22 protein-coding genes are annotated in these 23,815 nt (G+C 40.4%); 10 read left to right on the forward strand and 12 right to left on the reverse strand.

The window, feature by feature from the left end:
* The first annotated feature begins 96 nt into the window (after positions 1-96).
* A complete protein-coding gene (locus tag ACMUMJ_RS06565) occupies positions 97-657 on the forward strand; it encodes a TMEM165/GDT1 family protein (RefSeq protein ID WP_414678006.1) in 561 nt (186 codons plus the stop codon).
* A gap of 107 nt (positions 658-764) precedes the next feature.
* On the opposite strand, the gene ACMUMJ_RS06570 is transcribed toward ACMUMJ_RS06565, so the two are convergent.
* Both ACMUMJ_RS06570 and ACMUMJ_RS06575 read right to left on the reverse strand, forming a co-directional pair.
* Positions 765-1,040 carry a methyl-accepting chemotaxis protein gene (locus ACMUMJ_RS06570; protein ID WP_414678007.1) on the reverse strand — a complete coding sequence of 92 codons (276 nt, stop codon included), beginning with the start codon at positions 1,038-1,040 and terminating at the stop codon, positions 765-767.
* The gene (locus tag ACMUMJ_RS06575) at positions 991-1,728 is read right to left on the reverse strand and encodes a HAMP domain-containing protein (protein ID WP_414678008.1); all 738 of its coding nucleotides are present in this window, start codon (positions 1,726-1,728) and stop codon (positions 991-993) included. Before ACMUMJ_RS06575 ends, ACMUMJ_RS06570 begins: the two co-directional genes overlap by 50 nt.
* 17 nt (positions 1,729-1,745) lie before the next feature.
* Between ACMUMJ_RS06575 and ACMUMJ_RS06580 the strand changes: the two genes are divergently transcribed.
* Positions 1,746-2,147: a hypothetical protein gene (locus tag ACMUMJ_RS06580; RefSeq protein ID WP_414678009.1), complete on the forward strand. Its 402-nt coding sequence runs from the start codon at positions 1,746-1,748 to the stop codon at positions 2,145-2,147.
* A 20-nt stretch (positions 2,148-2,167) separates the two neighbouring features.
* Here ACMUMJ_RS06580 and ACMUMJ_RS06585 read toward each other — a convergent pair whose 3' ends face one another.
* From ACMUMJ_RS06585 to ACMUMJ_RS06595, 3 genes are all read right to left on the reverse strand, one after another.
* Positions 2,168-2,488 carry a DUF2164 family protein gene (locus ACMUMJ_RS06585; protein ID WP_414678010.1) on the reverse strand — a complete coding sequence of 107 codons (321 nt, stop codon included), beginning with the start codon at positions 2,486-2,488 and terminating at the stop codon, positions 2,168-2,170.
* A 246-nt stretch (positions 2,489-2,734) separates the two neighbouring features.
* Complete coding sequence (locus tag ACMUMJ_RS06590; RefSeq protein ID WP_414678011.1) at positions 2,735-2,956, reverse strand: hypothetical protein; 222 nt, start codon at positions 2,954-2,956, stop codon at positions 2,735-2,737.
* A 21-nt stretch (positions 2,957-2,977) separates the two neighbouring features.
* Entirely contained in the window at positions 2,978-4,129 is a 1,152-nt protein-coding gene (locus tag ACMUMJ_RS06595; RefSeq protein WP_414678012.1) for a Na/Pi symporter, read from the reverse strand.
* Positions 4,130-4,310: 181 nt separating this feature from the next.
* On the opposite strand from ACMUMJ_RS06595, the gene ACMUMJ_RS06600 reads away from it, so the two are divergent.
* From ACMUMJ_RS06600 to ACMUMJ_RS06610, 3 genes are all read left to right on the forward strand, one after another.
* Complete coding sequence (locus ACMUMJ_RS06600; protein WP_414678013.1) at positions 4,311-5,996, forward strand: transporter substrate-binding domain-containing protein; 1,686 nt, start codon at positions 4,311-4,313, stop codon at positions 5,994-5,996.
* Position 5,997: 1 nt separating this feature from the next.
* Positions 5,998-7,413 carry a sigma-54-dependent transcriptional regulator gene (locus tag ACMUMJ_RS06605; protein WP_414678014.1) on the forward strand — a complete coding sequence of 472 codons (1,416 nt, stop codon included), beginning with the start codon at positions 5,998-6,000 and terminating at the stop codon, positions 7,411-7,413.
* A 423-nt stretch (positions 7,414-7,836) separates the two neighbouring features.
* A complete protein-coding gene (locus ACMUMJ_RS06610; RefSeq protein WP_414678015.1) occupies positions 7,837-9,102 on the forward strand; it encodes a dicarboxylate/amino acid:cation symporter in 1,266 nt (421 codons plus the stop codon).
* Positions 9,103-9,589: 487 nt separating this feature from the next.
* Here ACMUMJ_RS06610 and ACMUMJ_RS06615 read toward each other — a convergent pair whose 3' ends face one another.
* The 4 genes from ACMUMJ_RS06615 to ACMUMJ_RS06630 form a co-directional block, all read right to left on the reverse strand.
* Positions 9,590-10,504, reverse strand: coding sequence for a LysR family transcriptional regulator (locus tag ACMUMJ_RS06615; protein ID WP_414678016.1), 915 nt, complete (start codon positions 10,502-10,504; stop codon positions 9,590-9,592).
* 128 nt (positions 10,505-10,632) lie between these two features.
* On the reverse strand, positions 10,633-11,961 hold the full coding sequence (locus ACMUMJ_RS06620) for a TRAP transporter large permease (RefSeq protein ID WP_414678017.1): 1,329 nt from the start codon (positions 11,959-11,961) through the stop codon (positions 10,633-10,635).
* A gap of 12 nt (positions 11,962-11,973) precedes the next feature.
* Positions 11,974-12,486 (reverse strand): TRAP transporter small permease, encoded by a 513-nt coding sequence (locus tag ACMUMJ_RS06625; protein ID WP_414678018.1) that lies wholly within the window; start codon positions 12,484-12,486, stop codon positions 11,974-11,976.
* 150 nt (positions 12,487-12,636) lie between these two features.
* Positions 12,637-13,668, reverse strand: coding sequence for a TRAP transporter substrate-binding protein (locus tag ACMUMJ_RS06630; protein ID WP_414678019.1), 1,032 nt, complete (start codon positions 13,666-13,668; stop codon positions 12,637-12,639).
* Between the two features lie 481 nt (positions 13,669-14,149).
* On the opposite strand from ACMUMJ_RS06630, the gene ACMUMJ_RS06635 reads away from it, so the two are divergent.
* The 3 genes from ACMUMJ_RS06635 to ACMUMJ_RS06645 all read left to right on the forward strand — a co-directional run bounded on the left by ACMUMJ_RS06635 (position 14,150) and on the right by ACMUMJ_RS06645 (position 16,807).
* Positions 14,150-15,112, forward strand: coding sequence for a DUF4862 family protein (locus tag ACMUMJ_RS06635; RefSeq protein ID WP_414678020.1), 963 nt, complete (start codon positions 14,150-14,152; stop codon positions 15,110-15,112).
* Positions 15,113-15,236: 124 nt separating this feature from the next.
* On the forward strand, positions 15,237-16,133 hold the full coding sequence (locus ACMUMJ_RS06640) for an AraC family transcriptional regulator (protein ID WP_414678021.1): 897 nt from the start codon (positions 15,237-15,239) through the stop codon (positions 16,131-16,133).
* A 38-nt stretch (positions 16,134-16,171) separates the two neighbouring features.
* Entirely contained in the window at positions 16,172-16,807 is a 636-nt protein-coding gene (locus tag ACMUMJ_RS06645) for a LysE family translocator (protein WP_414678022.1), read from the forward strand.
* 144 nt (positions 16,808-16,951) lie between these two features.
* On the opposite strand, the gene ACMUMJ_RS06650 is transcribed toward ACMUMJ_RS06645, so the two are convergent.
* The gene (locus ACMUMJ_RS06650) at positions 16,952-18,184 is read right to left on the reverse strand and encodes an FAD-dependent monooxygenase (RefSeq protein WP_414678023.1); all 1,233 of its coding nucleotides are present in this window, start codon (positions 18,182-18,184) and stop codon (positions 16,952-16,954) included.
* Between the two features lie 510 nt (positions 18,185-18,694).
* On the opposite strand from ACMUMJ_RS06650, the gene ACMUMJ_RS06655 reads away from it, so the two are divergent.
* Both ACMUMJ_RS06655 and ACMUMJ_RS06660 read left to right on the forward strand, forming a co-directional pair.
* Positions 18,695-20,194 (forward strand): methyl-accepting chemotaxis protein, encoded by a 1,500-nt coding sequence (locus ACMUMJ_RS06655; RefSeq protein WP_414678024.1) that lies wholly within the window; start codon positions 18,695-18,697, stop codon positions 20,192-20,194.
* A 457-nt stretch (positions 20,195-20,651) separates the two neighbouring features.
* A complete protein-coding gene (locus ACMUMJ_RS06660; RefSeq protein WP_414678025.1) occupies positions 20,652-22,052 on the forward strand; it encodes a DEAD/DEAH box helicase in 1,401 nt (466 codons plus the stop codon).
* 51 nt (positions 22,053-22,103) lie between these two features.
* Here ACMUMJ_RS06660 and ACMUMJ_RS06665 read toward each other — a convergent pair whose 3' ends face one another.
* Both ACMUMJ_RS06665 and ACMUMJ_RS06670 read right to left on the reverse strand, forming a co-directional pair.
* Entirely contained in the window at positions 22,104-22,724 is a 621-nt protein-coding gene (locus ACMUMJ_RS06665; RefSeq protein WP_414678026.1) for a LysE family translocator, read from the reverse strand.
* An 80-nt stretch (positions 22,725-22,804) separates the two neighbouring features.
* Positions 22,805-23,497, reverse strand: coding sequence for an aspartate/glutamate racemase family protein (locus tag ACMUMJ_RS06670; protein ID WP_414678027.1), 693 nt, complete (start codon positions 23,495-23,497; stop codon positions 22,805-22,807).
* Positions 23,498-23,815: the final 318 nt, after the last annotated feature.

Here is a 23,815-nt window from a genome sequence, read left to right on the forward strand (position 1 = left end):
GCAATGCAGTTACTGGCAAGACCTAAAGCAAATAACCATTTTCAGACGGGACATGGCCATATGTCTTTGGTTTGCAATCCCGCCAAGGACACCTCTATGGAAGCCTTAATTACCTCCACCATCACGGTTGCCATTGCCGAAATCGGCGATAAAACTCAATTCCTTTCGTTATTACTCGCCGCTAAATTCCGTAATAAACTCGCTATTATCCTCGGTATTCTCGTAGCCACATTATCAAACCATGCGGTTTCTGCTGCTTTCGGGGTCTGGCTCTCTGACTTTTTGATAGGGTCTTGGGGAGGGTGGATAATAGGCGGTAGCTTTATCCTTGTAGGGCTATGGTTATTGGCTCCAGAGAAAGACGAAGCAACCAATAACCAATTTGATCGGTATGGGGCATTCATTGTCTCTGCTCTGCTTTTTTTTATTACTGAGATTGGCGATAAAACACAAGTTGCAACCGTATTATTAGGCGCTCAGTTTCAATCAACACTCATCGTAACGCTCGGCACAACATTGGGGATGCTCATCACCAATGTTCCCGTTATCTATGCAGGACAAAAACTCATGTCTCAAATCCCATTAAATTTTACTCGGATGGTCGCTGCGTTTATCTTTATTTGCGTTGGTTTGCTCTCTATCTTCGTAAATAAATGACAGACTATTTGTTGTGAATTACCAACGGGTAATAAAAACACCAAGTGAACAGGGGAATTCACTTGGCATTCTCTATCTTACTCGTACAGGCAATTAGTATGGCTTTGCTATACCCATTTAAATTGTTGTACTTGAGCCGATAGTTGATCTGCTAACAACATTAATTCTTTACTGGTACCCATAATTTCTTTGGTGCTTTGCTCTGTTTCATCCGATACATCATTAACTTCTAACGTCTGCTTACTGATGTCTTTGGACGCCTCTGATTGTGGCAAAGTGGCATTTGCAATTTCGACGGTTGAATTTTGGGTATTCTGCGCCAACATTCTAACTTCATCTGCAACAACAGAGAAGCCACGCCTCACCCGCTCTTGCTGCTTCAATTGCCGCACTCATCTGAGCCATTGCAGTAGCAACTTGATCCGTTGCACTGTGTTGACGAATCATAGTCTGATTAGTTTGCTCCATAATAACGGTAAGTTTTTTGGATGAAATGGTTTGTTGCTCCGCTGATTCTGCAATGTGTTCAATCATGGTTTTTAACTTATTGATCATATCTTGCATAGATTGTTGCAACCTACTCAATTCGTTGGGCTGGTTCACGTCGATGAAGACGGTTAAATCCCCTTCAGATACTCGCTGAGCAACCTTTGAAGACAATACAATAGGTGTGCTGATACTGTTAGAAATCCATAAGGCAAAAACCACAATCACTAATATCGTTACTGTAATCAGTCCATACGACACATTTGCGAGAGTATGTGCGGCATCAAATGCTTCTACTTCATCAACTTCAGCAATTAAAGCCCATTTAAAATCATCTATATCAAGGGTGGTAAACGATGACAGCACTCGGTTGCCGTTGTAATCAATAATGATTCGATTGTCTGTTTCACCGTTAAATACTGCAATAACAGCATGCGTATCCACGCCATTATTTGCGACGTTACCCGCAAAAGAAGCTATGACGGAATGGTTCTTCGGGTCAAGATAAGAATCGGAGCGCATTAATTTATCTTGACCCACCAAGTAAGTTTCGCCCGAGTCCCCCATGCCATCACGCTGTTGCATTATGTGATTAACCCTAAATGTCGCTCCATAGAACAATTCCTGAATGTATTCCAACCATTAAAAAACCATCAAAAGTATCTCTTATTATTGATGCTCCCTTGCTGCAATCCCATAAAACCGCACTGGGGACACAACGTTTAGCGGAACTGATTCTCCTATTCGGTGAAAGTAGCTTTATCGCTATTCAACAACTAAAAACCGCATTAGAAAATCAAGACAATTACAAAATAAATGAAGAGGCGCATCGATTTGCCGATAATGAAGAATCCATTGGCGCTACTGTATTGGCAGAGAAACTAAGAAAAATTGAAGTAGCATGCGAATCAAACCAACCCATTTGTCATATCATGCTATTGATTAAATCAATGGAGTCCATTCACAAGAAAACATTAGTGGAGCTTAAATTCTATTCTACTTAAAAAGACCTCTGTCTATACTTTTAAATATCTTTTAGAAAATCGAGGTTTTCTACCACACTGTCCATAGAACGAGTCAACTCTTTCATAGAGTCATCAATGGCTTGATTGTAAATGTCTGGGCCGATCTGCTTGATAATATGTTCAACTAAAAATTGCACCTCGAATTTCCCTAAAGAGACATCTAACTCATCCAGCAAATACGTTTGTGTTTGCTCAATAACCTTTTCAAGAACTTCTGCATTCAACGCTTGCTTAGCCATCCTTCCCTCTATCCTTTGATCAATATTCAGAGTAACCATTATAACGAAAATAGAAACAACACCCATCACATTCAAGTACAAGCTGCATCCATTCACTTAAGGAAGGTGCGAATAAGTCTACTAAGACCCGCAGGGCATGGTCTAATAGCCAGTATTCTTTGTTGAGTATCTCGAAAATAGGCCAGCTATTCACATTCGATACTCGCCTCGAATAGCCGGCTTTTATCCACATGCTGAGACAAGAGGACTTATTCTCACCTTCCTTAACATAAAAAAACGCCTTCTCTCAAATAGAAAAAAGGCGTTCAATTTCATAGTTATATGGTTCTAGCGTTTTTTTGAGTCTTCCATCAAAAACTTAATAAAATTACGAATAGTCGCTAAGCTTACTTCCGCATTTTGCATATGATGGTCTAAATCCATGATCTCATGCTCTTGCTTCACTTGCTCACGACGGATCATTTCTTCTTTCAATTCTAATAATGTTTGCTGCGTTTCATCAATAAGCTTGGTTAAGCGCTCAGTTGTTAATACCTGTAAATTGCTCATTATATTATCTCCAAATTCAAATTAAATAAGGTTGCTAACACCAAGACAAACGGCAGGAAGAACAAAGAAAACACCTAAAATATAGCCCAATGCGGCAAATTTATTTTCAGATGCCGTGTCACCTAACGATTCGGCTGCACGAATAGGTAAATGGCGTAATGCAGGAATACCGTAAATCACAACCACACCTACAATATTATACACCAAGTGAATAAATGCAATTTGCAATGCTGCTTCCGCATTACCAGTGACGGCTGTTGCAGCTAACACAGCAGTTACGCAAGTGCCAATGTTTGCGCCTAGCGTAAATGGGTAGATCTCTTTCAGTTTAAATGAACCCGATCCCGCTAAGGGCACCATTAAAGATGTCGTTGTTGATGACGATTGCACCAACACAGTAACCAAGGTACCGGAAGCAATTCCTGACAGAGGGCCACGACCAATAGCTGTATGCATAATGTCTTTTGCTTTCCCTACCATTAATTTTTTCAACAACTTGCCTACTAATGTGATCGCAATAAAAATCAAGACAATACCAAGCAATATCATCATCACACCACCAGGTTGATCACCCATTGATTTCGCCACACCTTTAAACGTATTCACCACAGGTGCGGTCGCTGCTTTGACAAAATTGTACCCTTTTATGGAAGAATCCCCTGCTCCATAGAATAAATGCGCAAAGAAATAACCCATTTTTTCTAATAAACCAAAGACTATTTCCAACGGTAAAAAAATTAATACTGACAACAAATTAAAAAAGTCGTGAACCGTTGCTGCTGAGAACGCGCGTTTGAACTCTTCTTTTGCTCTAACATGTCCTAAAGACACAATGGTATTCGTAATCGACGTACCAACGTTGGCCCCCATGACCATAGGAACAGCAAGTTCAACCGGTAATCCACCAGCAACTAAGCCAACAATAATTGAAGTCACTGTTGAAGATGATTGGATTAATGCGGTTGCAACAATACCAATCACCAGCCCTGCAAAAGGGTTACTTGCGAACGCAAACAGTTCTTTAGCTTGCCCTCCTGCTGCCATTTTAAAGCCACCACCAATCGTGCCAACAGCACAAATCAGTAAGTAAATCAATACAGCAACCATAACCCATTGAAGGGTATTTTGATACGAACCTCTATCGGGTAATATCGCTTGAGCATCATTTGACATAACAAAACTTCCATCAGTTGATTTGTACGTATCAATATACAGATCAATCCTTACAAAAATATGACACAGGAAGAGTTAATGACAGAGAAAGACATAAATGTTATTAATAAAGAAAGTGTCCAATACTCTACTTAGCCAGCCGTATCTCACTAAAATTTTTTCGTAATGCACGAGATCTCCTATGCGTTTTTTTACCTATCCAATTCGTAATTGTTGTTACACGGTACTTTTTTTCTTTTTGCACTCATCCGCTCATGCCTTTGAGCAGGAAGGTAAAATCCATGTTGCTGGCGATCAAAGCTACCCACCTTATGAGTTTATTAACGAAGACGGCGAACCTGATGGGTATAACACAGAGCTGACACGAGCGATTGCTGAAGTAATGGGAATGGATATTGAAATTCAACTCGGTGATTGGGATGCTATGCGCAGTAAACTCGAAAAAGGAGAGATCGACGCATTGCAAGGTATGGTGCAATCCAAAGAGCGAAGCAAAACCTACCAATTTTCCCCACCTCACGCCATTATTCACCAATCCATTTTCACTCGTGAAGGCAACCCAAAAATCACAAAAATTGAAGAATTAGAGAATAAAGAAGTCATCGTTCAGAAAAGTGGCATAGTGCATGATTATCTGACTCAAAATAAAACACAGCCAACACTTATTCTTGTAGATACGCATGCGGCTGCATTGAGATTATTAGCATCAGGAAAACACGATTACGCTATCGTAGCGAACCTACCCGGAATGTATCTTGGGCGTGAACTAGAGCTATCCAATATTATTCCTGCTGGTAAACCTTTTGGCTCCCAACATTATAGCTATTCTGTATTACAAGGTAACGATGCATTATTGGCTCAATTCAGCGAAGGATTAGCTATTCTAATCAATACTGGAAGACAACAAGCACTTTATGATAAGTGGTTAGGACACCTTGAAAAACCGGGGGGAATTTGGCAAACAATAGGTAAAATAACAGCCGTAATTTCCGCTTTTTTATGCATTATTCTTGGTGGTATTGTCATTTGGAACAGGATGCTATCCAGGGAGGTTAGTCGACGAACAGAAGAATTAAAACTACAACAACAACAGCTAATTCAAGCAGATAAAATGACCTCTTTAGGTGTTCTCGTTGCGGGGGTTGCCCACGAAATAAATAATCCAATCAGTTTGCTCTTACTAAACTTGCCAGTTTTAAAAGAAACGTATCAGGATCTTGAAGAGTTACTAGAAGATCATTACAAAAATAACGGTGAGTTTTATCTAGGGGGTTTGGAGTACAGTAGAATACGCGAAGAACTCCCCTTAATGTTGGATGACATGTTAGTAGGCACCGCCAAAGTCCGTCGTATTGTTGACGATTTAAAAGATTTTTCTCAACAAGAGCCTGGTCGCCAAGACGACTCCGTAAACCTCAACATAATCGTATCTACCGCCCTTCGCTTAGTCGATAACACTATCAACAAGCACAGTAACCATGTCAAGGTCACATACAGTAAAAGCTTACCTACATTTAAAGGCAACGCTCAACGTATTGAGCAGGTTATTATTAATCTAATAGTCAATGCCTGTCAGGCTTTGGAATCTAAAGACAAAAGTATTTCAATTCAAACAACGTATATTCAAAAAGACGATATTATCCAATTCTCTATTGCAGACGAAGGCTGTGGCATAGAAGAAGACAACTTATCCCGTTTAAGCGATCCATTTTTTACCACTCGTAGAGAAAAAGGTGGAACAGGGCTAGGCTTATCCGTTTCTGAACGTATTGTTCAAGAACACAAAGGCACCCTACATTATCAATCCACTGTAGGTAAAGGGACATTAGCCACACTTTCACTCCCAATAATGAAGGAAAAACAGTGACATGAACATTAATCGCTATCCAAGTTTCGGTATTTTATTGGTAGATGATGAACCCTCTTTTTTACGTAGTTTAAGTATTGCTCTGGAACGTGGCGCTGGCTATAACCATATTTACCGTTGTGAAGACAGCCGAGAGGCCATGTCTATTATTGAAAACGAACCTATTGGGCTCGTTCTATTAGATCTAACTATGCCCCATCTATCGGGTGAGGAGCTACTGAAAAAAATTGTTCAAGAGTATCCAGCAGTAGGCGTAATTATCATTAGTGGTTTGAATCAATTAGAAACAGCCGTTCATTGCATTCGTCTTGGTGCCTATGACTATTTTGTTAAAACAACGGAAGAAGATCGTTTAATGGAAGGCATTCGTCGTGCGGTTCAAATGCAGGAAATGCGCCAAGAGAACCAAGAAATGCGCCGTCGTTTTTTGTCGGATACATTAGAAAGGCCCGATGTATTTTCCAAGATCATCACCCAAAATAAAGGGATGCGCTCTGTTTTCCAATATTTGGAGTCGGTTGCAGGCAGTAGTCAACCGGTATTAATCAGTGGTGAAAGTGGTGTAGGTAAGGAACAGATCTCTCAAGCAATTCATACTCTCAGCAACCAAGTTGGCCCTCTTGTTAGTGTCAATGTAGCAGGATTAGATGACAATGTTTTTGCCGATACCTTATTTGGACACAATCGAGGCGCTTTCACTGGAGCCGATCGATCCCGATCAGGAATGATAGAACAAGCGGCAAACGGCACTCTGTTCTTAGATGAAATTGGAGACCTTAGTCTAACCTCTCAAGTGAAACTTTTGCGGCTATTACAGGAAGGTGAATACTACCCTCTTGGGAGCGATCGCCCAAAAAGAATGAGGGCACGCGTTATTGTTGCCACCCATCAAAACCTTGAAGAAAAGCTTAAAAAAGGGGAGTTCCGCAAAGATCTCTACTATCGATTAAGGATTCATCAAATTGAAATCCCCGCACTTAGAAAACGTAAAGATGACATTCCCCTGCTCTTGGAATATTTCTTGGCCGAAGCCGCAGCAGAAATGGGGAAAAGTAAACCCACAATTCCTAAAGAACTCACCATATTATTAGCCAATTATGCATTTCCCGGTAATGTGCGTGAATTAAAAGCGTTAGCGTATGACGCGGTCAGTCAGCATCAGTCTAAAATTCTCTCTATGGATGTATTTCGCAGAGTCATAGACCCTAACCAGCACGTTGAGACGAGCAATCAAGGACACAACTCACTCTTCAAAGCAGAACAAACCCTGCCAACTCTTCAAGAAGCCGGAGACCTGCTGATTGAAGAAGCCATGCACCGCGCTCAAGGCAATCAATCCCTTGCCTCTCGACTTCTAGGAATCTCACAACCTGCATTAAGTAAAAGACTCAAAAGAAAGACAAAAGAACCCCTATAACTTATGTCCTTCCATAACTTTTATCATAAATCTTTATCTATTTGAAAAATATGAATTTTATTTGTTTTCTATTAGATAACCATGAACTTTGTTATACCCTTTAACAAATCTAGAATACCTCTAAAAAACATAAAACCTATTTAAAATCAAACAATTACAAAAAAAAATTTTCTGGCACCTCTCTTGCTGTATCACTCTTTGAATTAAGTCATAGCACCAGAATACACACGGCTTTCATTTGGACAGCAGCGCTTAATAGACTCTGTTGCAAACTAAACGTGTTGGACTCTGCTCAAGGTAATTAAAGAGGATTCAATGGGAACGTTAACACCTCGCAAGAAGTTAAGAACAACAACTTCGTTCGACGAATATTCTGACTAAATTAAACATAATCAAAACAACATGAAAAAAGGAAACTGCTTTATGACAAATACAGCAACAACAAGCGTCTGGGGCGGTCTTGCGCTCTGGAAAAAAATTCTTATAGGTATGGCATTAGGCGTCATTGTTGGCGGCATAATGGGACCCAGTGCGGAAGTGCTAAAGCCCATTGGCACCTTGTTTATTAATGCCATTAAAATGCTCATCGTTCCATTGGTTTTTTGCTCTCTCATTGTGGGCGTAACTTCAATGAAAGACACAACCAAGATGGGCAGAGTGGGGATTAAAGCCATTGCGCTGTATTTAGGAACAACGGCTGTCGCAATTACTATAGGTTTGGTATTAGCCAACATATTTCTTCCAGGCGTTGGTTTAAATATGACGGTTTCTGATCCAAATACTGTGGGTAAAGAAGCTCCTGCTTTCATTCAAACCTTGCTAAACATGATCCCTAAAAACCCAATCAGTGCTTTGGCTGCAGGTAATATTTTGCAAATTATTATTTTTGCATTAGGGCTTGGTGTCGCATTGACGTTATGTGGTGAGAAAGGCGAACCAGCAATTAAAGTATTTGAAAGCTTAGCAGAAGCAATGTACAAAATGACCGAACTGGTTATGAAACTTGCCCCTTACGGTGTTTTCGGTTTAATGGCGTGGGTTGCAGGTAAATACGGTGTAGACATTCTATTACCGCTTATCAAAGTCATTGCTGCGGTTTACATTGGGTGTGTAGTCCATGTATTGGTTTTCTACTCTGGTTTAATCAAAGTTGTTGGTGGCTTAAGCCCTGCCCGCTATCTAAAAGGATTAGTGACCCCTGCGGCTGTTGCCTTCACGACAACAAGCAGTTCAGGTACATTACCTGCAACAATCAAAGCATCTCGTGAAGAAATGGGAGTATCAAAAAGCATTTCCAGCTTCGTACTGCCTTTAGGTGCAACCATTAACATGGATGGTACTGCTCTGTATCAAGGTGTGTGTGCATTATTTATCGCGCAAGCGTTCGGTATCGACTTAGAGTTTTCTGACTACATCGTTATCATTTTAACCTCCACTTTGGCTTCGATCGGCACTGCGGGTGTTCCGGGTGCAGGCTTAATCATGTTGTCTCTTGTTTTATCCACAGTAGGCTTACCGCTAGAAGGTCTTGCTATCGTTGCTGGTATCGATCGTATTCTTGATATGGCTCGTACTAGTGTCAACGTATGTGGTGACATGATGGTGACAATATTAGTGGGTAAAAGTGAAAATGAGCTGGATGAATCTGTTTATAACAAAACAACAGCCAGTTCTCATAAAACAGCGTAACCAATACAACTAGATAAATCTCTCGTAGGGTCTTCCTCTTCTATATATTGTCGTAGAGAAGACCTTTCGCTCTCTCTTAAGTCCATTCTTGCTTTAACTGTACATGCATTACAAAACCAACCAGTCAATGACAAGTCAACCTTGCCCACTTAAATTGATGAAGATTTAAATCAATCGTCGTAGAATCAATGAGCCTTACCATCTGGTTGGCATCACTTTTAGTGAGTTTTGAGCGAACTTTTTCGAGTAAATAATAGAATGTTTCACAGAAAACAGCAGCTGGGCAATTGCTGTTGGCATCGGCCAAAGATGAGAGATTGATTCGACTCGCACCTAGATGATAAAGCTTAGAGCTTTGGCTATTAAATGTTGTTTCAATTCCTCTTAATGCACTTTGACTATTTATAATTTCTTAATTGAAATAAATAGTTATCATTGAGCATATTATTATAGCAGTGATGTTAGTGAAAGAAGGTATCAGATGTAACTATTGCCAGGGATCGCTAACATGATTCTGCTTTAACCATTGGCTAAAGAAATCAATAAAGAGCCGTACTTTAGGTGGTGTGAATTTGCGATCAGGGTATACTGCAAATACTGATAACTGCTCTGATTTATGGTTTGGGAATACTCTTACAAGCTTGTTTGCTCTGGCGTCTTCTTTAATAACAAAACCCGCTAAATTAGAAATTCCACGGTGTTGCAACATAGAAGCTTTAACTATCAAACTATTATTAGCGCGCATATCACCGCTGACTTTTACGGTCACACTTTCATTGTCGTTTTCAAGCGTCCAAGCATCGGCATTGGCAGCGTGTACAAAAATCAAACAATTGTGATTAGCTAAATCAGCGGCATTTTTAGGCGTGCCATGGCTTGATAGATATTGTTGTGTCGCACAAATAAAGAGTGATATTTTTGCTATTTCACGGGCAATTAAACTAGAGTTTGGTAACTGTGGGTCGGCAATTCTCACCGCTAAATCAAAACCATCTCTGATTAAATCAGGTGGGCGATCATCCAGCGTAATATCAACGGTAACATTTGGATATTTTTGCATAAATGAGGGGATAGCACGAGCAAGTTCTAATTGGCCAAATGTCATATTACAAGTGATTTTTAAATTGCCGCTAGTGTTTGATTGCAAGGTGGAGACAAGGCCTTCTGCCTCATCAACTTTATCTAAAATTGCTAGGCATTTTTGATAGTACACTTCCCCTAGCTCGGTGACGGACAAACTCCTTGTAGTTCTGTGTAACAATTTTGCACCAAGATGTTTTTCAAGTTGAGACACTTGTTTACTCACGAAAGAGCTGGAAATATTTAACTCAATAGCCGCCAGTGAGAAACTTTTTAGCTTAACTACACAAGTATAAACTCGCATTGATGTCAGTGTATCCATCGAATCCTCTAAGTACGGCGTTGAGCTAATATTATTTGTATTATCACAGTATGATAACGATTATTGACCAATCAAGAAACTTAATAACACTAAAGCTTGATTAGATGTAGTGTTATTAAGCTACGATACTAACGATATAAAAGCTCAGGTAAGAAAATAGAGACTGGGACAACCAAAGTGATGAGTAATAGACGGATAATGTCGGCACACCAAAATGGTGTTACCCCTTTAAAAATAGTACCCGCAGGCACATCTTTTAATACCGCACTTAATACAAACACATTCATACCTACGGGTGGTGTGATTAAACTTATTTCTGTGACTACAACCACGACAATACCAAACCAGACCATATCAAAACCTAAGCTTTGTACTAATGGAAAGAAAATAGGCACAGTTAGTAGCAGCATTGATAAACTTTCAAAAACCATCCCTAGCACTAAGTAAATACCTAAAATAATGAAGATGACGGTCAACGCAGATACGTTTAAATCAGTAACGAATGTTAATAGCTCATCAGGTAGTCCTGCACGGTTGATGAAATTAGAAAAAATCAATGCACCAATTAATATGGAAAACAGCATGGCGCTGGTTCTAGCGGTGTCTGTTAAAACATCAAAAAGGTTGGCAAAGTTAAGCGAGCGTCGACATAGGGCAATAATAAAAGCACCACCAGCACCAATACCAGCAGCTTCCGTTGGTGTGAAAATACCAAGATAAATACCGCCCATCACGATAGTAAAAAGAATTAAAACGCCCCACACCCCTTTAAGTGCTGCGATTCTCTCTTTAAATGTGAATTTTTCGCCACTAGGTCCGGCGCTTGGGTCACGCCACACTACATATCTTACAGCCAGTAAATACAAAGCAATCCCTAAAATACCTGGAATAAGACCTGCAGCAAATAGTTCACGAATACTGGTTTCTGTTAATAAACCGTATATGACTAAGATAACACTCGGTGGAATTAAAATTCCTAAAGTACCACCAGCGGCAATTGATGCACTCGCTAATGAGTCTGAATAACCGTATTTGCGCATAGGTGGCATGGCCACTTTAGCCATAGTGGCAGAGGTAGCTAAACTTGAGCCACAAATGGCAGAGAAGCCACCGCAAGCAACCACGGTTGCCATTGATAATCCGCCTTTACGATGACCTAAAAAGGCATAGGATGCACGGTACAAATCTTGTGATAACCCAGATTTAGTCACTAAGTTTCCCATCAAGATAAACAGAGGGATAACCGATAAGCTATATTCTTGCGCAGTATCTATCACTCTTTTAGCCGCCATACTTAAAGAGGGTTTCCAATTAAAATCGATAAAATTATCAAAGCCTAAACCTTGTACGCTAGCGAAACCAAAAAAACCGACAATACCCATTGCAAAAGCAATAGGGACACGCACAATCAATATTAAAAACAATAAGACGGCAAAGCCAATTAATGCAATAGTCATAATAAAACCCAGTTACTTTTTGCCTATTAAAATACGATAGATACCATAGCTGATCATAAATGCAGCGGTAGCCCAGCTCATTAGCGCGATATATTGCACAATGTGACCTACAGGTAATTCTAAGAAATCAGTTATTTCGCCACGTCTAATAGAGCGAGCTGCGAGTTCAAAAACTCTGATGCCTAGCAGATATAAAGTAGATGAAATAAGCAGTGCAGATAACAAACTCAACGCGGTAATAATTTTTGACGAAAATAGGTTGTCAAAAATATCAACCACAACATGGCCGCCTCGCCAAGTAACAATTGGCAGTACTGAAAAAATCATAATAGCGATCGCCATTTCAGTGAGCTCTGTTGTACCATCGACAGAGTTGGCGAATAAATAGCGTCCGATAACATCGGCGCAAGTGAGTAACATTAGAGAAAATAATGTAAGGGCGGCAATTGCTTCTAAAACAAAAGCAATATACATAATAGGCCCACGTTCAGAATAATGGTCTTTAAGCCAATGGGTAAATGACACGAAATATCTCCTTTAAAGAGAAGGGGATCAGGTGTAAGCGCTGAGGTGATAAAGAATATTACAGCAATGCTAAGCAAGTCTAATCAATCATAAATACCTAACCAGTACCTAGCAGGCGATATCATTGTACTGGTTAGGCTGAGCGTTAGATTATTGTGCAGGTTTGTAGTTGCGAGCAATTTCTCTAATTTCAGCTAGTGCAGCTGGCGCATCAACGTCAAATTCTTTAACAAGCTCAAACCATTCTTCATCCATGCCTTTAGCCAGCTCGATGAATTCGTTCGCCATGGTATCACCTGGTTTAACAATAGTGACATCAACATCCACATCCTTCGCCGCTTGCAAGCCTAACTCATCCGCTTTATCCCAAGCAGCGCCTGCTAAGACAGCTAATTTTTCACCTGATACAGCGCGAATTGCCGCTCTGTCTTCTTTACTGATACGGTCCATAAAATCAGGAGAGATAAACATAGCAAAACTACCTAAATACATACCGCCTGGTAATACAACGAGGTTTTTAGTGACTTCATTTAAACGCAGTGTTTTTTGCTCGCCCGTCGGCATAAAAATACCATCTACTACACCCTGTTGCATGATTTCGTATACTTTAGGGGCAGGTGCACCAACAGCAGTTACACCCATACGCTTACCAACTTCACTTTGTACACCACCGCCAAGGCGAACTTTTTTCGATTTTAAATCGCCAAGGCTATTAATAGGTTGTGCAAGGTGCATTTGACCTGGGCCATGGGTAAACAATGTGAGCACTTCTAAGCCTTCGTGTTCATCAGACTTTGCAAAATATTTGTTAAAAACTCGCCAATGGGCAACAGAAGCTGCTTCTGCATTAGTACCTAATAGCGGTAATTCAATGGCTTGCGTTAATTTAAAACGACCAGGTACCGAGCCGTGATAACCAAAACTTGCATCAATGGCGCCATCTTCTACTAAATCAAACATGGTTTTAGGGTTACCTAAACCATATTCCATTTTAATTTTTACTCTGCCTTGTGTCGCCTCTTCAACCCAGTTCGCCCAAGTAGGCCAAACAATGTCATTTTGTACATGAGTAGGAGGTAACCAAGCACCTATTTTTAAAGTGGTGTCAGCAACAGCGACTTGTGAAAGTGATAAAGCCAAAGTGATTGCAGATAATATTTTTATCTTTTTTATAATTATCATTTAGTTAGGTCCTTAAATTTAGGTGGTTTGTCATTAGATAAACATCAATATTAGACATAATTAAAATGTCAAAAACCATCAGCTGAGTGCTAATAAAATTTAAATCAATAGTATCTATAAGTAGAATTTTGTCAGTTGAATGCCCTCGTTGTTTAGACTGTTTTTATTTTTGTTATATTAATGTACTGCAATATAGCGTATCTATTTATTTACATTATATAGGTTATTGGTAAAAGGTTGTTTCCAAAATGGAATCAATAGTATTTAAACAAGATAGTGCAAATTCATCATCAAAACAGATTTTTTATCTCTGTCCGAAATCCAATCTGATATTAGATTATCAAGCATAAATTAAAACAATTGCTTAAAAAATTATTTCTCATTTAGGACTATTTAACATTTACTCTTTACCCGTTGCTCAACTCCAAGTAACTTCATTCACTCAAAAAACGATTGTATTTAAATACTAAGGACATATGCGATGTCATACTTTATCGGCGCTTATGCATCTTCACCATGCGGTGACCAATGGAAACCAGAATTGGAAGCGACGTTTTACACTGAGATCAAAAAAATGCCGAATGTACAGGGACTTGAACACCCTTTTTTAGGCTCATTGCACCCACATGACGATCAATGGTTTTTAGACAATATCGATCCAAATTGGAATTATGTTTTCACCTGCATTCCTGGCACAATGAGCGAGCTTAGCAAGAATCCCGATTTTGGTTTAGCTTCATCTAACGAGGCAGGTAGACATGCGGCTTTAACATTCTTAGACAATGCAAGAATCGCGATAAAAAAGTTAAATTCATTTGTTGGTCGAAACGCAGTAAGCGCAATACAAATTCATTCTGCGCCTAATCAGAACTACGCATCGTCATCAAAAGAGCACTTTCAAGCCTCTCTAGAGGTTCTCTTAAATTGGGATTGGTATGGCACAAAAGTGGTGATTGAACATTGCGATACGCTAACGACTGAACATGCACCCGCAAAAGGCTTTTTAACCATTGAAGAAGAGATTGAGGCGATAAAGAAAGCCAATACCGTGTCTAAAAATACGGCCGGTATCATCATCAACTGGGGGCGCTCCGTTATTGAAACACACCATGTTAATGGAGCCATTGAACACATTACCCAAGCGAAAGACAGTGGTCTATTAAGTGGTATTATGTTTTCTGGAGTATCCGATCAAGAAACGGAGTTCGGTGCATGGCAAGACACACACATGCCACCATCGCCACTAACTGAATCGTCAACAGGTGAACCGACTTCGTTAATGACCGCACAAGAAATGCACCGCTGCCTTAATATTGCTCAAATAGAGCAAAAAACCGATTTACTTCTTGGAGTAAAACTGGGTATTCGCCCGAGCTCAGCAACCATAGAAGATCGAATCGCCTACAACACCAATGCTTTGGCTATTCTAGGGAAGGTGCTCTAAAAAACAAGAAGGAACAATTAAAGTAAATTAACAGGGGAAACAGTGCACAAATCTTCTAGCTTTTTCCCCTTTGGCTCACTTATGGTGTGTTTTTATCAGCACACTTCTAAGGAGGCAAGGTCTCATGCCAGATGACAGTTGGATAGATCTTAAAAAAGATGCACGAACAGGCATAGAAACCCTGCGAGCGCATTTTACAGGCCATGCCTACGATTTGCATTGGCACGACTCTTATCTTATTGGCTTCACTGAAACAGGCGTTCAACAATTTAATTGTCGTCGCCAATTATGTACGTCCCTTGCTGGCGGCAGTTTTTTACTTGAGCCGGGAGAGATTCATGATGGAAACTCCCCTCTTAAAACGGGATTTACCTATCGTCAGCTTTATATTCCCGCTAACTGGTTACAAGAAAATTTAGCCTCGTTGTTCCACGATTTACCAGACAACTTTGAACTTAATATTGATAAAAACTTAATGCAAGACAAGCATTTAACTGCCAGCATTGCTTCAGCTTTTAATGCCTTATATCAGGAAGAAATAGACATTGTTCGAGAAGCTTGTTTAGATCAAATGCTACATCGAATCATGACGCACATTTCATTAAAGAAGCGACATCCTCCCTTCGAAAATACGCTAAACGAAGTGGGTTCGTTATCAGGGTCTTATATTGCATTGCAAACCAAAGAATACTTACACGCAAATCTTCATCAAGACATACGCTTAGAAGAACTTGCTCAAATCATAGGGTGTGATCGCTTTCGCCTGAATCGTTTGTTTAAAGCCAACTTCGGTATCTCTCCTCACGCCTACTTAATTCAATTACGCTTAGTAAAAGCACGAAGTCTATTGGCACAAGGAATATCACCAATAAATGTTGCCAGTGACCTGTGTTTTTCGGACCAAAGTCACTTGGGCCGATGGTTTCGAAGAGCCTATCGACTCACCCCTGCGGACTACTATAAACGCTGTTCTCCAAGCAATCACACGAATCGCACAAAACGTCCAGACATGACTGTTTAATACACTCAAAATAGCACGACTTTTATTGGAGTATGGTTATGTTAAGTTTGTATTTTGGTTTTTCTGTTTTTTCTTTTATTGCCTCGATCACTCCGGGGCCAACTAATATTTTAGCCTTAAACCAAGGCCACTTATTAGGGATGAAGTCTACCCTTTCTTTTATTATCGGAGCTTCTTTTGGCACAGGCCTTATTCTATTAGTCACTGCTCTTGGTCTTTCAGAAATCATTGTGCAGTTTCCTATTATCAAATCCATTTTGGCTTTCATCGGCACAGGTTGGTTGACGTTTATGTCTTGGAAACTGTTTCATACTCCCTCTATTTCTATCTCGAACGACACGATGGAGCATCACGAAAGCAAGACGGGCTCTTTAGTCACTCGTCTTACTGGAAAACACGGTTTTTCATTGCAATTAGTCAATCCTAAGTCTTGGATGATGAGCATAACCGTTTCCAGTTTGTTCCCAGCTCAAGCATTGGATTTCGTTTCCCATTATATTTTATTGGCTTTCCTCTTTAGCCTAATAGCTATTCCTTGCATTGCTGTCTGGGCGTTTATAGGCGCCATTTTGCATCGGAACGCTTTTTTCATGAAGCGTTTTCCGATAAATCAAGCGTTAGCTATATTGCTCGCTATTAGTGTGTGGTGGGCGCTGATTTATGATTACCTTTGAATAAGTTCTGTATAAGATTCCTTTTTGTACACATACAAAAAAAGATTAAGCAGCACATTCTGTATTAGTTCTATTGCTAAATAAAAGAACGTGCTGTTGATAACGAACGTATCCTAGAACAAACTCATCATGAATAAGGTGATCTCACGATGTAACATCAAAGCCATAAACAGGATCCAGCTTAGCAGAGACAACTGAAGGCAATGCATTAGACACCATACCAATCATTTTTAAATGCAGCAGTCCTAATGGTCCGCCTTTCATATGGTATAGATCTGCATTCGAGCTAGACATTGCTTGTATCTTGCTTGTTCTAGGAAGCCGTATATTTGTATAGTGCGTTAATGCGTTCTCAAGAGTCTGAGGGCTTTCCATTCCAAAAGAGGACAGCGTTTTAGCCAATACAAAACCGTCTTCCAATGCCATTGCAGCACCTTGTGCCATAAACGGCAGCATGGGGTGACAGGCATCTCCTAATAACACAACCCCCTTATCATGCCACTTAGTCAACGGTTTACGATCAAACAATCCCCATAAAAACGTATTGTCTACAACCTCTAACAACTGAGTTACTTCTGGGTGCCAGTCAGAAAAGGCATTTTTTAATTGATGAACATCTCCCGGAGTATTCCACGACTCTTCAGACCACTCTTTCCGTTCTTCTACTGCGACAAAATTCACCAATTCACCACCACGTAGATAATAGGTAACAAGATGACGACCCGGCCCTACCCATACTGTTGCATCCGGTTTAATCAAATTCTTAGGCAGTTTATTTGCGGGTACTGTCCCCCTCCAAGCTACTTGTCCAGTGAATCTAGGAGGTACTGCATTAGGTTGAAAACTGGGAAGAGCTTGCAATTGCTCTAATACTTTAGAACGTATGCCATCCGCACCAATCAGTAAGTCTCCAGAGTACGATTGCCCATTCTCTAACGTCACTGTGACTTGAGATTGATCCTGTTTAACACTTTGATCGAATTGGACAATTTTTGAATTCAAATAACACTCAGTGCCCAGTTTTTTTGCTTCGTCAAATAATATCTTGTGGAGATCGGCACGATGTAAATGCAAATACGGTGATTGATAACGCGCCAACGCCGCATTCCCTAATGCCGCGTTTAGAAAGTAACGACCTGTTTGGTAATGTCTAAGAGCAGCATTACCCGGAGAAAAAGACACTCTCTTTATCTGTTCTGCAATGCCCAACGCCTCTAACACCTTCATGGCATTTGGGCTCATTTGCAGCCCAGCGCCGACTTCCCCCAAACGATCTGCTTGCTCGAAGACAGATACCGAAAAACCTTGCTTCACTAATGACAAAGCAGCACACAAACCACCAATCCCTGCACCTGCGATCAAAATTTTTTGTTTCATTGTATGGGCCTGATTATTCGCTCAATAAGATATTAATGAAGAAGAGTATAAGATTTTTACAATCAAGAACGTTAAGTAAGGTGCGAATAAGTCCTCTTGTCTCAGCATGTGGATAAAAGCCAGCTATTCGAGGCAAGTATCGAATGTGAATAGCTGGCCTATTTTCGAGATACTCAACGAAGAATACTGGCTTTTAGACCATGCCCTGCGGGTCTTAGTAGACTTATTTCGCACCTTCCTTAATAATTACCATAATTTGACTTCTTTGGGCTACAAAAAAACAGGGTTCACTTAAGATGAATCATCAGTGTAATTTAACCCATTTTTTCTATGCACAGCATATTTCTAGAACATAATCCGTTTACAAAAAATAACATAAAAAAAACAACATTTTTACGAATAAAGAGTTATTAATATTAAGATTCATGATACGGACTAAATATTAGTGTTTTTTAATTACATTTTCCTTTAAGAAGAAAACTTTCATCTTTTATATTCAGCAGGTAGCTTATGAATAACCAATCCCCCTCGACCAGCTCAAATGATCTTTTTGTATACTGGATGTTAATGGCTCAAGCACCCGTATTATTTGCTAGTGGCTTGATCGGCGACGCCTTATTTTTCTTTTCCAGCATTGCAGCCGCCACTACTGTCATTCTTACACAAGTCTGTTACAGCGCATTTAAAAACACCTCTACCTTTAGCTTAACTGCTGCGTTTATCATGATGCTAACATCTGCTTTTCTTATACAAAGCCAAACGGGCATGATAGAAATGCATTTCCATATATTTGTCACCATGGTGGTATTTCTTATTTACCAAAGGTGGCAACCTTTGGTCGTTAGTTTGCTGACTATTACTCTCCATCATGTCGTTTTTATGATTCTACAGAATAATCATGTTTCTATTGGTAGCATGCCTATTACACTCTTCCCCACAGCAGATCACAGCATGGGAGTTATGATTCTCCATGCAGTATTTGCACTAATGGAAACGGCTATTTTAATCTTTATGGCTCGTCAAATGCTAAAAGATTCTTCTACTAACAAAAAAATTGCTGATGCAATCGAAAAAATCTCGGCGGATAACAACTTATCAATTCGCTTAGACAACCCACAATCCTCTATTGAACTGTCTTTCAATCAGTTTCTAACCCAATTGTCTGAACTGTTTAAAGACTATCAAAGCATCGCTGTAAAACTGACAGAATGCAGTCAAATTGTTTCTCATATTGGCGAACAAGCAAATACTAAAGCTCAAGAAAGATTAATCAGTTCACAACATATGGCAGATTCAGCGAAAAACATTACTCAGAAGATGCAAGCTGTAACAGAAAGTGTGAATCATTCTTCCAGAGAGGCACATGACGTTGAGACGTCTACCATTGAAGATAGCCAACAAGCGCTCCGAGTCATGCAAGATATGGAGCTGCTGGAACAAGATACCACCAGCATATCCAAGTCTCTTAATGAGTTAACGTTGGATGTTGCCTCTATTACCAACCTCCTTCAATCGATTCGTGGCATTTCTGAGCAAACCAACTTATTGGCACTTAATGCGGCAATAGAAGCAGCTAGAGCAGGTGAAACGGGTCGAGGCTTTGCGGTTGTAGCAGACGAAGTAAGAACACTGGCACAACGCTCTAGCCAATCAACAGATGAAATAGAAGAAGTACTGGAGCGATTAAACTCCAGTGCTAAGAAAACTGTAGCATCAATGGAATCGGGGAAAAAAAGAACGTCTGAGAATGTCATTAACGCCAAAGCTATCTCAGAAGGTTTGATACAACGCTCTCAGCAAGTTAGCCAAGTAGCCCAAACCAGCCAAGATGTTTCAAAAGAAACTCAAGAGCAAGAAGTAGCATTAAGTTCGATTTATGAGGAACTGAGTGAAAACGCTTCAACCACTCAAAAAATGGCTGAGACAATGGAAAAATTGGCCAATACCTCCAAAGACATTTTATTAGTTACAGAAGAGTACCAAAAAAAGTCATCCATCTTTAAACTTTAGAAAGCGCATACGGGCTTTACATTTTCAAATTTGAAAAGAGATCAAACCATGTGGGTTTGATCTCTGTATTCTAGAATCACTCTTTGAACATTCCATTTAGTGATATTTTGATCTTCTTCTCGAATCCCTTTGAGATTGTGTTATTTCCTCGCCTCTTTCTCTCACATCATCCTTAATTAATAACTAAGCCGTCATCCATTTTTCGCATTGATCGCTTTTTTGGAATCGGTAGCAAAACGCATCCAGAAGGCAGTGTTGCAGCAGGATTAGGTGTTTGGGCAGAAAGAATGTTCTCTTCATCAGCATAAAATCCCCCTTAACATTATAAAAGTGGAGCGCTATAAGCCGCTCTAATGGGGTAATGCTGGTCGAATGTAGCACAATCAGGTATGCTGCACCCCCACTTAAAACGAACGCAACAAGTGGTTGTTTCTTCCTTTGATATGAGAATTCCCCTATGAGTTTTGCTGCCTTGGGCTTAAGCGCCCCTCTTCTAAAAGCCATTAATAAGCAGGGTTACAACACCCCTACGCCAATCCAATCACAAGCAATTCCAGCAGTGTTGGACGGCAGTGATGTGATGGCAGCGGCACAAACAGGGACTGGCAAAACGGCTGGATTTACCTTACCGTTGCTTGAACTGCTTTCTCAAGGCGAGCTCGCTAAACCAAGCCAAGTTCGTTGCCTTATACTAACACCAACACGCGAGCTTGCCGCACAAGTCGGTGAGAGCATTGCGGCTTATGGTCAGAACCTTCCACTGCGCTCTACTGTGGTTTTTGGTGGTGTAAAGATCAACCCTCAAATCGCGTTATTGCACCGTGGCGTAGACATTTTAGTCGCGACTCCTGGTCGTTTGCTGGATTTATATAACCAAAAAGCATTGAAATTTAATCAATTAGAAATTTTGGTACTGGACGAAGCGGACCGTATGTTAGATATGGGCTTTATCAACGACATTAAAAAAGTGTTGAAAGTGTTGCCTAAGCAACGCCAAAACTTACTGTTTTCAGCCACGTTTTCTAATGACATTCGCGACCTTGCAAAAGGCTTGGTACATAACCCTGTAGAAATCTCTGTAACACCAAGAAACGCGACAGCAAACACAGTAAAACAGTGGATTCATTGTGTTGATAAAAAAGAAAAGGGAGACTTGTTAGTTCAATTAATCAAAGACAACCAGTGGAAACAGGTTCTTGTCTTTACTCGTACGAAACACGGTGCGAATAAGCTTACCAAACAGCTTAATGAAAAAGGCATTACCGCAGCGGCAATTCACGGTAATAAAAGCCAAGGCGCACGAACGAAAGCCCTTGCAGAATTCAAACAAAACGTCACACGTGTTCTTGTCGCGACAGACATTGCAGCACGTGGATTAGACATTGAGCAACTGCCTCAAGTAGTCAACTTTGAGCTGCCTAACGTAGCGGAAGATTACGTTCACCGTATCGGTCGTACAGGCCGTGCAGGTGCAACAGGTAATGCCGTATCTCTGGTTGCTGCCGATGAGGTGGATCAACTGATCGCGATTGAACGTTTAATCAAGCAGGTATTGGAACGTCGACATATGGATGGGTTTGAAGCCAACCACATTGTTCCTGTTACCACCTTGGATTCGCGTCCGATGAAAAATAAGCCGAAAAACGCTTCTGGTGCTAATAGCTCATCTCGTTCCAATGCGCCTCGCTCAAGCAGCAACAAAGGGCGTGGACGTGGTGGTAATGGCAGTAACTTACCGACACAAAACAAACCAAGCCGTAATAGCACAAATAACACAAACAAAAAGCCGACGGCTTCCACTCCGAAAGATGGCCTTCGTAGTCAGCCGATGTCACCTAAACGACGCCCTAACGGTTAGCAGGCGTTCTTATAACGATTTATAAGAATGGCGTTTTTTTATGCCGTACGTTTATCGAGTCATAATGACTTTCAGACCCAAACCAATCATGGCAGCACCCATAACACGATCAACCCAATGAGAAGCCGCTTTAAATCGGCTATAGACAGGCGGTGATGACAACAACATAACAATAACTGAAAACCACCCCATCTGAATGATCATCATCCAAGCACCGTAAATAGCCAATTCCAAGAAGCCAATATTAGGGGAAAGCACCACAGTAAACAAAGAGACAAAATAAATCGGTGCTTTGGGGTTAAGCGCATTACATAAAAAGCCAACACCAATACTTTTTAGGGCTGAATGTTGCGCTACAGGCCCTTTCACTAACTCTCCAGTAGACGCTTTTGCACGAATGCCTTTCCAACCTAAATACAATAAATAGCCACCACCTAAAATCTTAATAGCCCACAACGCCGTCACTGAATTCGCTATGACCGCCGCCAAACCAAGTCCAGAATATAAAATGTGAATCGACAGCCCTAACGTAATTCCAAAACTTACGAGAAACCCTGCTCTTTTACCATTCACCAACGTTTGTTGAGAAGCCAGCACAAAATCTGGCCCTGGTGACATGGCCGCCAATAAGTGGATTGTTGTTATTAATAACACCCCTTGCATAATATCCATTTTATCTTCCTCTTATGTATATTAATTAAACCGCTATTAGGATGCTGTTAAACAAGTAAATAGAGCCTAGTAGCCGCGCCTTATGTAAGCGCGATGTCTACAGCACTTTCCGCATGAATCTGAGTGGTATCATAAAGCGTAACGAAGGTATGATTCTGCCGAACTAATAACGCAATTTCAGTACAACCTAGAATAACCGCTTGAGCGCCTTGTTCGTACAATCGATCGATAATAGTAATATAAGTCTCTCTTGATGCACTCTCAACCCTTCCTAAGCACAATTCCTTATAAATAATGTTATGAACAGATTGCATGTCTTCCTCATTGGGAATCAATACATCAATACCATGCACGCTCTGTAGACGATTTTTATAGAAATCCTCTTCCATTGTAAAACGTGTACCTAAGAGACCCACTTTATGTATGCCATCTTCTTTCAGTTGTTCAGCAGTTGCATCCGCAATGTGTATTATCGGCAAGCTTGTTTCTGCTTGAATTTGATCGTACAACTTGTGCATTGTATTTGTACAGATGACAATAAAATCCGTCCCAGCCGCTTCTAAACGCTTCGCAGCATCAATTAAAATAAGTGCGGCTTCATCCCATTTATTCGCATGCTGTAACGCTTCTATTTCCGCAAAATCAACGCTGTATAAGCCTATTTTAGCCGAATGTAACCCGCCTAATTCTGCTTTCACTTTTTGATTTATTAGTGTGTAATAACTCGCTGTGGATTCCCAACTCATGCCACCAATTAAACCAATCGTTTTCATTTTGATCCTCTACATTAATGTGTATTGAACCTCAGTATATGAATGATTTTTTAAAGAAAATAGGGGCAGATCTCTAGAGAGAAAAGATACAGATTCGGCTTAATTCACTCCCAAGACCACTCGCCGCCCTCTTCACAAAGAGGCGTTATTTCAATTCGATAATTGAGTGTATCTAGGACACTTGCTTTAATAAGGCTAAAAGACAATAAACTGGGGATTCATATAATAAGTGCGACACTCATGGATAAGTTGAGGTGAGTGGCCAACCGTTGATAGTGGTAGTGTTTAAAAATCTGTGTCATTATCATCACCTTGGTT

Origin of the sequence: Marinomonas phycocola (genome assembly GCF_047525455.1) — a bacterium.
Classification (GTDB): domain Bacteria; phylum Pseudomonadota; class Gammaproteobacteria; order Pseudomonadales; family Marinomonadaceae; genus Marinomonas.

Excerpts from the sequence above, each read along its gene's own strand:
- ACMUMJ_RS06665 (WP_414678026.1), bottom strand. The coding sequence starts at position 22,724 with ATGGATATTATGCAAGGGGTGTTATTAATAACAACAATCCACTTATTG.
- ACMUMJ_RS06650 (WP_414678023.1), bottom strand. The coding sequence starts at position 18,184 with ATGAAACAAAAAATTTTGATCGCAGGTGCAGGGATTGGTGGTTTGTGT.
- ACMUMJ_RS06595 (WP_414678012.1), bottom strand. The coding sequence starts at position 4,129 with ATGTCAAATGATGCTCAAGCGATATTACCCGATAGAGGTTCGTATCAA.
- ACMUMJ_RS06635 (WP_414678020.1), top strand. The coding sequence starts at position 14,150 with ATGTCATACTTTATCGGCGCTTATGCATCTTCACCATGCGGTGACCAA.
- ACMUMJ_RS06565 (WP_414678006.1), top strand. The coding sequence starts at position 97 with ATGGAAGCCTTAATTACCTCCACCATCACGGTTGCCATTGCCGAAATC.
- ACMUMJ_RS06670 (WP_414678027.1), bottom strand. The coding sequence starts at position 23,497 with ATGAAAACGATTGGTTTAATTGGTGGCATGAGTTGGGAATCCACAGCG.
- ACMUMJ_RS06615 (WP_414678016.1), bottom strand. The coding sequence starts at position 10,504 with ATGGATACACTGACATCAATGCGAGTTTATACTTGTGTAGTTAAGCTA.
- ACMUMJ_RS06610 (WP_414678015.1), top strand. The coding sequence starts at position 7,837 with ATGACAAATACAGCAACAACAAGCGTCTGGGGCGGTCTTGCGCTCTGG.
- ACMUMJ_RS06620 (WP_414678017.1), bottom strand. The coding sequence starts at position 11,961 with ATGACTATTGCATTAATTGGCTTTGCCGTCTTATTGTTTTTAATATTG.
- ACMUMJ_RS06660 (WP_414678025.1), top strand. The coding sequence starts at position 20,652 with ATGAGTTTTGCTGCCTTGGGCTTAAGCGCCCCTCTTCTAAAAGCCATT.
- ACMUMJ_RS06605 (WP_414678014.1), top strand. The coding sequence starts at position 5,998 with ATGAACATTAATCGCTATCCAAGTTTCGGTATTTTATTGGTAGATGAT.
- ACMUMJ_RS06580 (WP_414678009.1), top strand. The coding sequence starts at position 1,746 with ATGTCGCTCCATAGAACAATTCCTGAATGTATTCCAACCATTAAAAAA.
- ACMUMJ_RS06630 (WP_414678019.1), bottom strand. The coding sequence starts at position 13,668 with ATGATAATTATAAAAAAGATAAAAATATTATCTGCAATCACTTTGGCT.
- ACMUMJ_RS06600 (WP_414678013.1), top strand. The coding sequence starts at position 4,311 with ATGCGTTTTTTTACCTATCCAATTCGTAATTGTTGTTACACGGTACTT.
- ACMUMJ_RS06575 (WP_414678008.1), bottom strand. The coding sequence starts at position 1,728 with ATGCAACAGCGTGATGGCATGGGGGACTCGGGCGAAACTTACTTGGTG.
- ACMUMJ_RS06590 (WP_414678011.1), bottom strand. The coding sequence starts at position 2,956 with ATGAGCAATTTACAGGTATTAACAACTGAGCGCTTAACCAAGCTTATT.
- ACMUMJ_RS06640 (WP_414678021.1), top strand. The coding sequence starts at position 15,237 with ATGCCAGATGACAGTTGGATAGATCTTAAAAAAGATGCACGAACAGGC.
- ACMUMJ_RS06645 (WP_414678022.1), top strand. The coding sequence starts at position 16,172 with ATGTTAAGTTTGTATTTTGGTTTTTCTGTTTTTTCTTTTATTGCCTCG.
- ACMUMJ_RS06655 (WP_414678024.1), top strand. The coding sequence starts at position 18,695 with ATGAATAACCAATCCCCCTCGACCAGCTCAAATGATCTTTTTGTATAC.